Origin of the sequence: Cytobacillus sp., from assembly GCF_032154635.1 — a bacterium.
Taxonomy (GTDB): Bacteria; Bacillota; Bacilli; order Bacillales; family Cytobacillaceae; genus Cytobacillus.
Genome location: NZ_JALDXW010000027.1, coordinates 45300 through 60443, shown reverse-complemented (window position 1 = coordinate 60443; position 15144 = coordinate 45300). Strand labels below are relative to the sequence as shown.

14 protein-coding genes and 1 other annotated feature are annotated in these 15144 nt (G+C 39.2%); all 14 genes read left to right on the top strand.

Features of this window, described 5'->3' with window-relative positions:
- The first annotated feature begins 231 nt into the window (after positions 1–231).
- The 14 genes from RUH74_RS17345 to rlmB all read left to right on the top strand — a co-directional run bounded on the left by RUH74_RS17345 (position 232) and on the right by rlmB (position 15142).
- On the top strand, positions 232–693 hold the full coding sequence (locus RUH74_RS17345; RefSeq protein ID WP_056681711.1) for a CtsR family transcriptional regulator: 462 nt from the start codon (positions 232–234) through the stop codon (positions 691–693).
- A gap of 25 nt (positions 694–718) precedes the next feature.
- Positions 719–1267 (top strand): protein-arginine kinase activator protein McsA, encoded by a 549-nt coding sequence (gene mcsA / locus RUH74_RS17340; RefSeq protein ID WP_313802222.1) that lies wholly within the window; start codon positions 719–721, stop codon positions 1265–1267.
- A 1-nt stretch (position 1268) separates the two neighbouring features.
- Positions 1269–2336 (top strand): protein-arginine kinase McsB, encoded by a 1068-nt coding sequence (gene mcsB / locus RUH74_RS17335; RefSeq protein ID WP_313802220.1) that lies wholly within the window; start codon positions 1269–1271, stop codon positions 2334–2336.
- A 16-nt stretch (positions 2337–2352) separates the two neighbouring features.
- Entirely contained in the window at positions 2353–4803 is a 2451-nt protein-coding gene (clpC, locus tag RUH74_RS17330) for an ATP-dependent protease ATP-binding subunit ClpC (protein ID WP_313802218.1), read from the top strand.
- Between the two features lie 154 nt (positions 4804–4957).
- Entirely contained in the window at positions 4958–6337 is a 1380-nt protein-coding gene (radA, locus tag RUH74_RS17325; protein WP_313802216.1) for a DNA repair protein RadA, read from the top strand.
- Positions 6338–6340: 3 nt separating this feature from the next.
- A complete protein-coding gene (gene disA / locus RUH74_RS17320) occupies positions 6341–7414 on the top strand; it encodes a DNA integrity scanning diadenylate cyclase DisA (protein WP_313802214.1) in 1074 nt (357 codons plus the stop codon).
- A 208-nt stretch (positions 7415–7622) separates the two neighbouring features.
- Complete coding sequence (locus RUH74_RS17315) at positions 7623–8705, top strand: PIN/TRAM domain-containing protein (protein ID WP_313802212.1); 1083 nt, start codon at positions 7623–7625, stop codon at positions 8703–8705.
- Positions 8706–8726: 21 nt separating this feature from the next.
- A complete protein-coding gene (ispD, locus tag RUH74_RS17310; protein ID WP_313802210.1) occupies positions 8727–9416 on the top strand; it encodes a 2-C-methyl-D-erythritol 4-phosphate cytidylyltransferase in 690 nt (229 codons plus the stop codon).
- A 25-nt stretch (positions 9417–9441) separates the two neighbouring features.
- Positions 9442–9921, top strand: coding sequence for a 2-C-methyl-D-erythritol 2,4-cyclodiphosphate synthase (gene ispF, locus RUH74_RS17305; protein ID WP_313802208.1), 480 nt, complete (start codon positions 9442–9444; stop codon positions 9919–9921).
- Positions 9922–9998: 77 nt separating this feature from the next.
- The gene (gltX, locus tag RUH74_RS17300) at positions 9999–11456 is read left to right on the top strand and encodes a glutamate--tRNA ligase (RefSeq protein WP_313802206.1); all 1458 of its coding nucleotides are present in this window, start codon (positions 9999–10001) and stop codon (positions 11454–11456) included.
- Between the two features lie 42 nt (positions 11457–11498).
- Positions 11499–11752, top strand: a binding site (T-box leader).
- Between the two features lie 167 nt (positions 11753–11919).
- Positions 11920–12588: a serine O-acetyltransferase gene (cysE, locus tag RUH74_RS17295; RefSeq protein ID WP_313802204.1), complete on the top strand. Its 669-nt coding sequence runs from the start codon at positions 11920–11922 to the stop codon at positions 12586–12588.
- A complete protein-coding gene (gene cysS, locus RUH74_RS17290; RefSeq protein WP_313802202.1) occupies positions 12569–13972 on the top strand; it encodes a cysteine--tRNA ligase in 1404 nt (467 codons plus the stop codon). The genes cysE and cysS overlap by 20 nt, the downstream gene beginning before the upstream one ends.
- 4 nt (positions 13973–13976) lie before the next feature.
- Entirely contained in the window at positions 13977–14402 is a 426-nt protein-coding gene (locus tag RUH74_RS17285; RefSeq protein WP_313802200.1) for a Mini-ribonuclease 3, read from the top strand.
- On the top strand, positions 14399–15142 hold the full coding sequence (gene rlmB / locus RUH74_RS17280) for a 23S rRNA (guanosine(2251)-2'-O)-methyltransferase RlmB (RefSeq protein ID WP_313802198.1): 744 nt from the start codon (positions 14399–14401) through the stop codon (positions 15140–15142). Before RUH74_RS17285 ends, rlmB begins: the two co-directional genes overlap by 4 nt.
- Positions 15143–15144: the final 2 nt, after the last annotated feature.

Here is a 15144-nt window from a genome sequence, read left to right as displayed (position 1 = left end):
CAGCGCCGATGGTAGTTAGGGGCTGTCCCCTTGTGAGAGTAGGACGTCGCTAGGCAAATGAAAGAGCATCTTTATTGATGCTCTTTTTTTGTGTTTCATATTCTCATTATCATAATAGGTTTGAGAAATAAAAAATGGGGGAAAATTATAATACTTGTTCATTGCAACGAAATATATACTTATGTATAATTAAAGTCAAATATAGTCAAAGTCAGATTGGGGGGAGGAGTAATGAGAAATATTTCAGATATTATTGAGAATTATTTGAAGCAGGTCTTAGAACTGAGTGAACGAGAACTCGTTGAGATAAAACGCAGTGAAATTGCAGATAAGTTCCAATGTGTACCGTCCCAGATTAATTATGTCATTAATACAAGATTTACAATTGAAAAGGGTTATGTCGTTGAAAGCAAAAGAGGCGGCGGCGGATATATTCGAATAATGAAGGTTCAGTCTTATGATCATGCTCATGTAATTGAACAAATATTATCTTTAATTCAAGGTCGATTAACACAAAATAGTGCGGAAGATGTGATATTCCGTCTTGTAGAAGAGGAAATCATCACTAAGAGAGAAGCAAAAATTATGCTTAGTGTGATTGATCGATCTGTATTATATATTGATCTGCCTTATAGAGACGAACTCCGTGCAAGAATGTTACGAGCGATGTTAACGACTTTAAAATATAAATAAAACAGCGAGCTGGAGAGGTGAAAATATGATCTGCCAGGAATGTAATCAAAGGCCTGCGACGCTGCACTTTACAAAAATAGTAAATGCTGAAAAGGCTGAGTATCATTTATGCGAGAAATGTGCGCAAGAAAAGGGTGATATGTTCATGCTTAGCGGCGCAGCGGGCTTTTCAATTAATAATTTATTAGCTGGCTTATTGAATATGGATCCTACAGTCCAAAAAAAGGAACAGGATACATTCCAAAAGGAAAATGTTTTGCAATGTGATCAATGTTCTATGACTTTTCAACAATTTATTAAAATAGGAAGATTTGGCTGTGCCCATTGTTACAAAGCTTTTGAGGAACAGCTTAAGCCAATACTTAGAAGATTGCATAGCGGAAACTCCTCGCATAACGGGAAGATTCCTGCAAGAATTGGCGGAAGTTTGCATTTGAAAAAAAATATAGAGGAATTAAAGTATCAGCTAAAAGAGTCTATTTCCAAGGAAGAATTCGAAAAGGCTGCGGAAATTAGAGATGAAATACGATTGTTGGAAGGCCAATTAAATATAAATCTTGAAGGAGGGAAATAGCTTGTCTTTAGAACGTTTTATTAATCAAGCTGTCAGCTCCTGGATGAGTGCTGAAGGTCCCGATTCAGACATCATCTTAAGTTCAAGAATTAGATTAGCCCGAAATATAAATCAATTTAAGTTTCCTACCTTTTTTTCTAATGACGAAGCCAAGTCAGTCATTCATAAGATAAAAGAAAGAGTAAATGACTCTTCTTTTACGAAGCTTGGGAAAATGGAGCTGTTGATTATGGATGAACTTCAGCCGCTTCAAAAAAGAGTACTTATGGAAAAACATTTGATTAGCCCTTATTTAGCAGAGAATTCATCTCATGGAGCTTGTTTGCTCTCTGAAAATGAGGAATTAAGTATTATGATCAATGAGGAAGATCACATCCGGATTCAATGCTTATTCCCTGGCTTCCAACTTTCAGAGGCTTTGGAAATGGCAAGTGAGATTGATGACTGGCTGGAAGAGAAGGTCGATTATGCATTTGATGAAAATATTGGCTATTTAACAAGCTGCCCTACGAATGTAGGAACCGGGTTAAGAGCTTCGGTAATGATGCATTTGCCGGGACTTGTTTTAACTCAGCAAATCAATCGAATCATACCAGCAATAAATCAATTGGGATTAGTTGTTAGAGGAATTTATGGAGAAGGCAGCGAAGCTTTAGGAAATATCTTTCAAGTTTCTAATCAGTTGACACTTGGGAAGTCGGAAATGGATATAGTTGAGGATTTAAAAAGTGTAGTGAGTCAGCTCATCTCACAGGAAAGATCGGCAAGGGAAGCATTAGAGAAAACTTCAAACATACAATTAGAAGACAGAGTGTTCCGCTCTTTTGGGATATTGTCCAATTCACGAATTATTGAATCAAAGGAAGCGGCAAGATGCTTATCGGATGTTCGTTTAGGTATTGATATGGGGTACTTAAGCGATATTTCTAAAAATATTTTAAATGAGCTTATGATTTTAACGCAGCCTGGATTTCTTCAACAATATGCTGGGGGTCCATTAAGACCTCATGAGCGGGATATCCGAAGGGCTTCCTTAATAAGGGAAAGATTAAAAATGGAGAATCAATAGATAGGAGGATACTGATATGATGTTCGGTCGTTTTACAGAAAGGGCCCAAAAGGTTTTGGCTTTAGCACAAGAGGAGGCCATTCGTTTAGGTCATAATAATATTGGAACAGAACATATTCTTCTAGGTCTTGTGCGGGAAGGGGATGGTATTGCAGCAAAAGCCCTTTATGCACTGGGACTTGGTTCGGATAAAATTCAAAACGAAGTGGAAAATTTAATTGGCAGAGGGCAGGATACAACCCAGACGCCGCATTATACACCTAGAGCTAAAAAAGTGATTGAACTTTCAATGGATGAAGCAAGGAAACTAGGACATTCCTATGTAGGGACTGAGCATATCCTCCTCGGACTTATTCGTGAAGGTGAAGGTGTAGCTGCAAGAGTGCTTAATAACCTTGGGGTTAGCCTTAATAAAGCACGCCAGCAAGTTCTGCAGTTATTAGGAAGCAATGAATCAGGTAATCACCAGGGAGGATCATCGGCTAATGCCAATACACCTACGCTTGATGGTTTAGCAAGAGATTTAACAGCAATTGCGAAAGAAGGCAGCCTAGATCCTGTAATTGGCCGCAGCAAAGAGATTCAGCGGGTAATTGAAGTATTAAGCCGCAGGACGAAAAATAATCCTGTTTTAATTGGTGAGCCTGGTGTTGGAAAAACAGCTATAGCAGAAGGACTGGCACAGCAAATAATTAATAACGAGGTTCCAGAGACTCTACGTGATAAAAGAGTAATGACCCTTGATATGGGTACGGTAGTTGCTGGTACAAAATACCGCGGAGAATTTGAAGATCGTTTGAAAAAGGTAATGGATGAAATCAGGCAAGCAGGTAATATTATCTTATTTATTGACGAGTTGCACACATTAATTGGCGCAGGAGGAGCAGAGGGAGCAATTGATGCTTCTAATATCTTAAAACCTTCACTTGCCCGTGGCGAATTGCAATGTATTGGGGCCACAACGCTTGATGAATATCGTAAATATATCGAAAAAGATGCAGCCTTAGAAAGACGCTTCCAGCCAATTACAGTTGATGAGCCGACAGCCGATGAGTCTATACAAATTTTACAAGGGTTAAGAGACCGCTATGAGGCTCATCACCGTGTAACAATAACTGACGCAGCAATTGATGCGGCTGTAAAGCTATCAGATCGCTATATTTCAGATCGATTCCTCCCTGATAAGGCAATTGACCTTATCGATGAAGCGGGTTCGAAAGTGCGACTTCGCTCTTATACGACACCACCTAACCTCAAGGAGCTAGAAATAAAGCTTGAGGATGTACGTAAAGAGAAGGATGCTGCCGTGCAAAGTCAAGAATTTGAAAAAGCTGCCTCTTTAAGAGATACGGAGCAGCGCCTTCGTGAACAGCTTGAAGAAACAAAGAAATCTTGGAAAGAGAAACAAGGGAAAGAGAATAGTGAAGTAACTGTCGAAGACATCGCTAGCGTTGTATCTAGCTGGACGGGAATCCCTGTTTCTAAACTGGCAGAAACAGAAACACAAAAGCTGTTAAATTTAGAAGAGATTCTTCATTCAAGATTGATTGGCCAAGAAGAAGCGGTTAAAGCAATTTCTAAAGCTGTTCGCCGTGCACGAGCTGGGTTAAAAGATCCCAAACGTCCGATTGGCTCATTTGTTTTCCTGGGGCCAACTGGGGTCGGAAAAACAGAGCTTGCACGTGCATTAGCTGAAGCGATGTTTGGCGATGAAGATGCCATGATTCGTATCGATATGTCTGAGTATATGGAGAAGCATTCCACTTCAAGGTTAGTAGGGTCACCTCCAGGATATGTAGGATATGAAGAAGGCGGACAGTTAACAGAAAAGGTTCGCAGAAAGCCGTATTCTGTTGTGCTGTTAGATGAAATTGAAAAGGCACATCCAGATGTTTTCAACATCCTTTTACAAGTATTAGAGGATGGTCGTTTGACTGATTCGAAAGGTAGAACGGTTGATTTCCGTAATACGGTATTAATTATGACATCGAATGTTGGAGCAGAGGCATTAAAACGTAACAAATATGTCGGATTCAACATTCAAGATGGTGAACAGGATTACAAGGATATGAAAGCGAAGGTAATGGAGGAAATGAAAAAGGCGTTCCGTCCAGAGTTTGTCAACCGTATTGATGAGATTATTGTCTTCCATGCACTAGAGAGAAAGCATTTAAAGGAAATCGTTACATTAATGTCTGATCAACTGACGAAACGGTTAAAAGAGCAAGATATCGATATTGAATTAACGGATGCTGCGAAGGAGAAAATTTCTGTAGAAGGCTATGATCCAGAATATGGGGCAAGGCCGCTTCGCCGAGCGATTCAAAAACATATCGAGGATCGTTTGTCAGAAGAGCTGCTTAAAGGCACGGTATTAACAGGTCAAAAGGTTGTTATTGATGTCCGTGATGGAGAGTTTGTTGTAGAAACAGGGGGATCAAACATTACGGCTACTTTACAAAAATAATGAATGTAATAAAAGAAGAAGGTGCACGTGGGATCGTGTACCTTCTTTGTAATTACTAAATGCAAAACAGCGTATAATATAATTCTGGGTATATTCTCAAAGAAGAATTAGAACATAAGAGGTAAGGGATTGATAAAAGAGGGAGAATAAGATTATGGCTAAAAGAAAAACAAAGTTTATGTGCCAGGATTGTGGGTATGAATCACCTAAGTGGATGGGGAAATGTCCTGGCTGCGGTGAGTGGAATAAAATGGTTGAAGAAGTAGAGAAGCCTGTTAACTCAAGAAGGGGAGCATTTGCCCATTCCGCAGGATCGACCGTTCTCTCAAAGGCGACGCCGATAAACTCTATTGAGACAGTAAGTGAGCCAAGAATATATACAGATTTAAATGAACTTAATCGTGTACTTGGAGGGGGAGTAGTTAGAGGTTCTCTTGTGCTTATCGGCGGTGATCCTGGCATTGGAAAATCTACTCTTCTCCTGCAGGTTTCATCCCAACTTGCTAATAAAAATCACTCTGTTTTGTATATTTCTGGAGAAGAATCGATGCGTCAAACAAAATTGAGAGCGGACCGTTTAGGGGTTTCTTCAGATAACTTATTAGTTTATTCGGAAACGAGTCTTGAAGAAATCAGTAGGACAATCGATCAAGTAGGTCCAAGCTTTGTAATTATTGATTCCATTCAAACAATCTTTCATCCAGAGGTTACCTCAGCTCCTGGAAGTGTTTCTCAAGTAAGGGAATGCACGGCTGAATTAATGAGAATTGGGAAGACAAAAGGAATTGCCATTTTCATAGTCGGGCATGTTACAAAGGAAGGCTCTATTGCCGGACCGAGGTTATTAGAGCATATGGTAGATACGGTACTTTACTTTGAAGGCGAACGCCATCATACATATCGTATTTTGAGAGCAGTAAAAAATAGATTCGGGTCCACAAATGAGATGGGTATTTTCGAAATGAAGGAGTTTGGGCTGGAAGAGGTAGAAAACCCGTCCGAAATTTTCCTGGAGGAAAGATCCCAAGGTGCAGCTGGATCAACCGTTGTTGCATCGATGGAAGGAACCCGTCCTGTTCTAGTGGAAATACAGGCGCTTATTTCTCCAACAAGCTTTGGGAATCCAAGAAGAATGGCCACGGGCATTGACCATAACCGCGTGCCATTGCTGATGGCTGTACTAGAAAAAAGGGTTGGGATGCTCCTGCAGAATCAAGATGCTTATTTAAAGGTAGCCGGCGGAGTGAAGCTGGATGAGCCTGCAATCGATTTAGCGATTGCCGTCAGTATTGCCTCCAGTTTTCGTGATAAGCCAACTAGACCAACAGATTGTATTATTGGAGAAGTTGGATTAACTGGTGAAGTCAGAAGGGTATCAAGAATAGAACAGAGGGTTCAGGAGGCTGCGAAGCTTGGTTTTGAAAGAGTTATTTTACCATCTAATAACCTTGGCGGCTGGAAAGGGCCAAAAGGAGTAGAACTTATTGGGGTAGGTTCTGTTAGTGAAGCATTAAAAGCGACATTAGGAGGATAAAGGATGGACATAAAAAAACTTGGTGAAAAAACGATGAGTGAAATCCTTCAGTTTATGGCTCCAGGGACGCCAATAAGAGAAGGAATTGATAATGTCCTTCGTGCAAACACCGGGGGATTAATTGTACTTGGGAATAAAGAGAAAATGATAAATATCGTTGATGGAGGGTTTCAAATAAATTCTCCATTTTCGCCAAGTTATTTATATGAGTTAGCTAAAATGGATGGGGCTATTGTTTTAAATGAAGAAGGGAATAAAATTTTAATTGCGAATGCTCAGCTGGCACCAGATCCTAGTATCTCTTCAACGGAAACGGGAATGCGTCATCGAACAGCTGAAAGAGTAGCGAAGCAAACAGGATCCCTTGTTATTGCTATTTCTCAGCGTAGAAATGTTATTACTCTTTATAAGGGATATTTTCGCTATGCTTTAAGGGATATTGCAGTAATTTTGTCAAAAGCAAATGTTGCACTACAAACGCTTGAAAAATATAAGGTTGTATTAGAACAGAATATTGCTAATTTAAGTGTGCTGGAGTTTGAAGAGCTAGTTACCTATTGTGATATCATCAATGTTTTTCATAGTATCGAAATGGTATTGAGGATAAAGACGGAATTGCTAGCTTATTTAAATGAATTGGGTATTGAAGGAAGACTGATCCGTTTACAGATGAATGAGATTTTACTGGATATTGAAAGGGAAGCGGAATTAATTATTAAGGACTATGCACATTCGAAGGATGTGCATACTGGCGAACTATTTGCTAAATTACAGGAATTATCTATTGGGAAAATACTTGAAGATACCGTTATTTTGAAATTATTAGGGTATAACGGGTATATACACACGGATGAATATAAATGTCCGCGTGGCTATCGTATGCTTTCAAAAGTTCCGCGTCTGCCCCCAGTCATTATTGAGAATTTAATTGTGCATTTTTGTGATTTACCAGCAATTGTTGCCGCATCTGTAGAGGAACTGGATGAAGTTGAGGGCATTGGAGAGGTAAGAGCGAGGAAAATCAAAGAAGGGCTAAAATTGATAAAAAATCAGCTTTTTTCAGATCGACAGCTATAAAGTGACTATTGAACTATAATAATCATTATGATACAATGTCTGGTTGTTTTATTTGACACTAGATTGCGAATGGTGCTAACCTAAGGCTGTAGCATTGACTATTTTCGTTAATCTTATTTTAATATAATTTTATTTCCTAAGGAAATTTCCTATTTCTATAGGTTTCAATTTTGGGAATTTGTTAATAATGATTAAAGGAGGTGAAGGAATGTTAAAACGTATTATTCAAGCATGCTTCCTTATTATTGGGGTTACGCTTGGGATATTTTTGATTCCTGATTTATTAAGATTAATTTCACTTGATAACATTACCATGTTAAATAATCCTTATATGTCCGCGGTGTTAGGTGCAATTATTTTTTATCTTATTTCTTTTTGGGCGGTTGATTATGTTGTTAACTTTGTAAAGTGGGTAGAGGAATCGCTTGTACGAGTACCGATTACTGATATTATTTTCGGAAGCATCGGCTTAGTTTTTGGATTGATTGTTGCTTTTTTAATCGGCTATGCATTGAATGCCATTGAGGTTCCTATTTTAAATACGGTTGCACCAATTGTGCTAACACTTATATTTGGTTATTTAGGGTTTCAAGTTGGCTTTAAAAAACGGGATGAGCTCCTTAATTTATTTTCTAACCGAAAGAAAAAGATAAGTGAAGAGGAGCCAGAGGCAGCTTCTAAAAATATATTGAAAATATTAGATACAAGTGTCATTATTGATGGCAGAATTGCAGATATTTGCCAAACTGGATTTCTGGAGGGAACCATTGTTATCCCGCAGTTTGTTCTTGAAGAATTACAGCATATTGCTGATTCTTCAGACGTGTTAAAACGCAATAGAGGGCGAAGAGGGCTGGATATTTTGAATCGTATTCAAAAAGAGCTTGCCATAAAAGTAGAAATTTATGAAGGCGACTTTGAAGAGATTCAGGAGGTAGACAGTAAGCTTGTAAAACTTGCAAAAATTACAGATGGTGTAGTCGTAACGAATGATTTTAACTTAAATAAAGTTTGTGAGTTTCAAGGGGTTGCCGTCTTGAATATTAATGATCTAGCTAATGCTGTAAAGCCTGTTGTTCTCCCAGGAGAAGAAATGAAAGTTCAGGTTATTAAGGACGGGAAAGAGCAAAATCAAGGGATAGCCTATCTGGATGATGGCACGATGATTGTGGTAGAAGATGGACGCGATTATATTGGCAAACATATCGATGTTTTAGTAACAAGTGTCCTGCAGACCTCAGCTGGACGGATGATTTTTGCGAAGCCAAAACTATTAGAAAAAGCATTATAGAGAGATAGGGGATTGTTTTACATGACTTATCAAGTCATTATTCCTGCAGCCGGTCAAGGAAAGAGAATGGAGGCAGGTAAAAACAAAATTTTGCTAGAAATTAATGGGTTACCTGTTTTCATTCATACGTTGAAAGTCTTTCAGAAGGATGAATCGTGCAAGGGGATATTTCTTGCGATCAATCCGGAAGAGGAAGGGGCATTAAGAGCGATCTTAGCTGAAAATCATATTACGAAGGCAGTCGCTCTTGTCCCGGGAGGAAAAGAAAGACAGTATAGCATCTACAATGCATTAAAGCATGTAAAACAAGAAGGAATCATATTGGTACATGATGCAGCTCGTCCATTTATTGATAAGGAACTTATCCTTCCTTTAGTGGATGCTGCAAAGAAGATGGGGGCTGCTATTTTAGCAGTCCCTGTAAAGGATACAATAAAAAAAGCTGCTGGAAATATCGTTGCTGAAACGGTCGAACGTACGAGCTTGTGGGCGGTTCAAACCCCGCAGGCTTTTCGTTTTTCCATTTTGATGGATGCATATAAGAAGGCAGAGCAGGATGATTTTCTTGGAACCGATGATGCAAGTTTAGTAGAGCGTCTCGGTCAGGAAATTATGATTGTAAAAGGTAATTATGACAATATTAAGCTGACAACGCCAGAGGATCTATATTTTGCTGAAGCGATTCTCAGAAAAAGACAAGAGCGGCTGTAAAACTTTAGATAAAGGAGCAAATCGAATGTTTCGAATTGGACAAGGATTTGATGTACATCAATTAACAGAAGGACGTCCGCTTATTATCGGCGGAATTGAAATTCCATATGAAAAGGGCTTATTAGGTCATTCGGATGCGGATGTTTTATTACATACAGTTGCTGATGCGTGTTTAGGTGCAATCGGTGAAGGAGACATTGGCAAGCATTTTCCTGACACAGATCCTGCCTTTAAGGATGCGGACTCAGCAAAATTATTAGAGCACGTTTGGATGCTTGTAAAAGAAAAAGGCTATGAGCTTGTCAATGCAGATTGTACAATCATTGCTCAGAAACCGAAAATGGCACCTTATATTGAGCAAATGAGAGAGCGGATTGCGCAATTATTAGAAACAGATAAAGATCAAATTAATGTGAAGGCAACGACAACCGAAAAGCTGGGATTTGCAGGAAGAGGCGAAGGGATTGCTTCACAGGTAGCCGTATTATTGCAAAAAAGAAAATAAAATGACTCTTTATCACAGAAATGTAGGGTGCTAAAATAGATGGGAAGCTAGAAGATTATTTAGGAGGCAACAGTATTATGTCAAACGATATTCGCGTACGTTATGCCCCGAGTCCAACTGGACATTTACATATCGGTAATGCTCGTACGGCATTATTCAACTATTTATTTGCTCGTAATAAAGGCGGGAAATTCATTATCCGTATTGAAGATACAGATAAGAAGCGCAATATTGAAGGTGGAGAAGAAAGCCAACTAAAATATTTAAAGTGGCTTGGAATTGATTGGGATGAAAGTGTAGATAAAGAAGGTGCGTTTGGTCCATATCGTCAATCAGAACGAAATGATATTTATAAGAAATACTATACGGAGCTTCTTGAAAAAGGGCACGCTTATAAATGCTATTGTACGGAAGAGGAGATTGAAGCAGAACGGGAAGCACAGGTAGAAAAAGGCGAAACACCTGCTTATTCTGGAAAATGCCGCCATTTAACACAAGAGGAACGAGCTAAATTAGAAGCGGAAGGCAGACAGCCAAGCATCCGTTTCTTAGTCCCAAAAGGGAAAGAATTTACTTTTACTGATATGGTTAAAGGGAATGTTTCTTTTGAAGCAGATGGAATTGGTGATCATGTTATTGTCAAAAAGGATGGAACACCTACATATAACTTTGCAGTAACGGTAGATGATCACTTAATGGAGATCTCCCATGTTTTAAGAGGGGATGACCATATTTCTAATACACCGAAGCAATTAATGATTTATGAAGCACTTGGCTGGGAAGCTCCAACATTCGGTCACATGACATTGATTGTGAATGAAAGCCGTAAAAAACTGAGTAAGCGTGATGAGTCTATCATTCAATTTATTGAGCAGTATGAAGAGCTTGGTTATTTACCGGAAGCGCTTTTTAATTTTATTGCTCTGCTGGGGTGGTCACCATCAGGTGAAGAGGAGCTTTTCACAAAGGAAGAGTTCATTACGATCTTTGATGCGGATCGGTTATCAAAATCACCAGCCCTATTTGATAAACAGAAGCTGACGTGGATGAATAATCAGTATGTGAAAAAGCTAGATATCGATCGGCTTGTTTCGATCGCCTTGCCGCATCTTGTGAAGGCCGGTCTAGTAAATGAGCAAAGAACAGAGTCAGAGGAACAATGGGTGCGAGGCTTGATCGCGTTATATCAAGAAAAGATGAGCTATGGCGCTGAAATTGTTGAGTTGACGGAAATTTTCTTCGCCGAAGAGACTGTTTTGGATGAAGAGGCGAAAGCAGTTATGAATGAAGAGCAGGTGCCTGAAGTGCTTGCCGCTTTCTTACATGAAATCGAACAGTTAAATGAATTCAAGGCGGAAGAAATTAAAGCTGCAATGAAAGCTGTACAGAAGGCGACGGGTCATAAAGGGAAGAAACTCTTTATGCCAATACGTGTGGCAATCACTGGACAAACACATGGACCAGATCTTCCACAGGCGATCGAGCTTTTTGGAAAGGAAAAAGTAAAAACAAGATTAATAAGTATTTTGGGTTAACATATTGATTAAAATGTAATATAGTATTAAGTAATTCAATATAAGAAAGTGTGGAAGAGGAAAAGTAGGATCATGAAGCTTTTTAGAGAGAACCATCACCGGCTGAAAATGGTTTAAGCCTCTCACTGTTCTGAAGTGCCCCTCTGAGTCTTATTTCGAACATTCAAGCTGCCTGATGTGTAAGCAAGGGCTTTGCTTTTTTAAGTAGAAATGAGCGGAACTCCTTCCGTTAACAGGTTAAAGTTGAGACTGATAAAGTCTAAACAGAGTGGAACCGCGCATAAAGCGTCTCTGTCCTATTTGGCAGAGGCGCTTTTTTTTTTAGACAAGATGGAGTATGGGAATTGTCTAGCTCCAGCGCTTACGCATTTCTAATCAGGAAATATAAAATTTCCCGGGAAAATATTATTTGAATAAAACTATTCTTGAGGATAATTACCGATTCTAAGGGAGGGAAGTTAGGATGTTTAAGAGGATGAAGGAGGATATTGAGGTTGTATTTGAACAGGATCCTGCGGCAAGAAGCTATTTAGAAGTAATATTAACTTATTCTGGACTTCACGCTATTTGGGCACATCGTATCGCTCACGCCCTATTTAAAAGAAAGTTATTCTTCCTAGCCAGGGTTACCTCTCAAATTAGTCGTTTTTTTACAGGAATTGAAATTCATCCAGGCGCTAAAATAGGCAGACGGTTTTTCATTGACCATGGCATGGGTGTGGTGATCGGGGAAACATGTGAGATTGGAGATAATGTCACCGTTTTTCAAGGTGTAACACTAGGAGGAACAGGAAAAGAAAAGGGCAAACGCCACCCGACAATTAAAGATAATGCCCTTATCGCAACGGGAGCAAAGGTCCTTGGTTCTATAACAATTGGAGAAAATTCAAAGGTAGGGGCAGGTTCCGTTGTCCTACACGAGGTACCCCCTAATTCAACGGTTGTCGGCATTCCAGGCAGAGTGAAAGTTCAGGATGGGGTCAAAATAAGTAAAGACTTAAATCATTGTGATCTGCCTGATCCGATTGCTGATCGATTTAAAGAGATGGAAAATGAACTATCTGCATTAAAAAGTGAAATCGAGCGTTTAAGGAAAGAAAGGAGTCAAGTTAATGACCATTCATATTTATAATACGTTAACAAGAAAGAAAGAGCCTTTTATCCCTTTAGAAGAGGGAAAGGTAAAAATGTATGTGTGCGGACCGACCGTCTATAATTATATTCATATAGGGAATGCCCGTCCGCCAATTGTATTTGATACAGTTAGAAGATACTTTGAATATAGAGGATACGATATTAAATACATTTCCAACTTTACAGATGTAGATGATAAATTGATTCGGGCAGCGAGGGAACTTGGTGAAGATGTGCCGACAATTGCTGAGCGTTTTATCGACGCCTTTTTCGAGGATGTTTCTGCACTAGGATGCAAGCGTGCCGATGCCCATCCGAGAGTAACGGAGAGTATGGACATTATTATTGAGTTTATTGAAACATTAATTGAAAAGGGATTTGCCTATGAATCAGAAGGAGATGTATATTTCCACACTCGGAAATTTGAAGGTTATGGCAAACTATCTCATCAATCAATCGATGAGCTGCGCTCTGGTGCACGTATTGCTGTAGGGGAGAAAAAGGATGATGCGCTTGATTTTGCTCTTTGGAAGGCAGCGAAAGAAGGAGAGATTTATTGGGATAGCCCATGGGGTAAGGGTAGACCTGGCTGGCATATTGAATGCTCTGCGATGGCTAAGAAGTACTTAGGTGAAACCATTGATATTCATGCTGGTGGGCAGGATTTGGCTTTCCCTCACCATGAGAATGAGATTGCGCAATCAGAAGCAGTAAATGGAAAGACATTTGCTCGTTACTGGATGCATAATGGATATATCAATATTGATAATGAAAAAATGTCGAAATCCCTTGGTAACTTCGTACTAGTCCATGATATTATCAAAAATCATGACCCGCAGGTGCTTCGCTTCTTTATGCTTTCGGTTCATTACCGGAATCCAATAAATTACAGTGAAGAACTTCTAGAAAGTACAAAGGCAGCATTGGAACGAATTAAAACATCCTATCAGAATTTAAAACATCGCCAAGAGGTAAGTGCAAATCTTACAGACAATAATGAAGAGTGGATAAAAAAGATTGGTGCCTTACATGAAGAATTTATTAAGGCGATGGATGATGATTTTAATACGGCGAATGGAATATCCGTTCTTTTTGAGCTCTCTAAATTAGCTAATTATTATTTGATGGAGAAAAATACATCAATCCAAGTCATTGATGCTTTAACAAAGGAATTCGAGGAACTTTTTAACGTTTTAGGGCTGTCATTAGATTTTCCTAAAGAAGAATTATTAGATGAGGAAATTGATCGAATGATTGAACAGCGAAATCAGGCGCGGAAAGAACGAAATTTCCAATTAGCTGATGAAATTCGTGATAAGCTGAAGGAAATGAATATCATCCTAGAAGATACACCTCAAGGGATTAGATGGAAAAGAGGCTAAATGAATGCTTCACTATGATACGAAAGTGGACGAAAAACAGTTAAACAGCCTCGCCCTTGCCTATATGGGCGATGCTGTTTTTGAAATATATGTACGCAGACATCTGCTTCAAAATGGAAAGGTACGGCCAAATCAGCTTCATCGGGAAGCAACCTTTTATGTGTCAGCAAAAGCACAATCGCAAATTGTTCATCAATTTATCGATGATGGATTTTTGACGGAAGAAGAATTGGCTGTTGTTAAAAGAGGAAGAAATGCAAAGTCAGGTACAGTTCCAAAAAATACAGATGTCCAAACCTATCGATATAGTACGGCATTTGAATCACTTATAGGCTATTTATATTTATCGGATCAAAAAGAACGGCTGGAGGAAATAATTGTTGCAGCTTTTCAAATTGTTGAAGATAAGAAAGGAGGAATAGCGGAATGAACGAAGATATCATTATGGGGAAAAACCCTGTTATTGAAGCGCTTAAATCAGGAAGAGATATAAATAAAATCTTAATCGCTGAAGGCTCTCAAGGCGGTCAAATGCAACAGGTAATCGGTTTAGCAAAAGCATCAAGTGTATTTGTTCAATTTGTCCCAAAGAAAAAATTAGACCAAATGGCAGAAGGAAATCATCAGGGGGTTATCGCACAAGTTGCAGCCTATCAATATGCTGAAATAGATGATTTGTTTCATACAGCTGAAAAGAAAAACGAAGCCCCATTCTTTTTATTATTGGATGAAATTGAGGATCCTCATAACTTAGGTTCGATTATGAGAACAGCAGATGCTGTAGGAGCTCATGGGATTATTATTCCTAAAAGAAGGGCTGTCGGTCTAACGGCTACAGTTGCAAAGGCTTCTACCGGAGCAATTGAACATATCCCTGTTGTCCGTGTAACAAATATGGCAAGGACCATTGATGAACTAAAAGAGAAAGGTGTATGGATTGCTGGTACTGATGCAAAAGGCAGAGAGGATTATCGGCAGTTTGATGGAACATTGCCAATAGGCTTAGTGATAGGCAGTGAAGGAAAAGGAATGGGGCGCCTTATTCGAGATAAATGCGACTTTCTTATCCATTTACCAATGGCGGGTCATGTAACCTCCTTGAATGCATCAGTTGCTGCAGCATTACTCATGTATGAGGTCTACCGGAAACGACACCCTCTAGAGGGATAAAG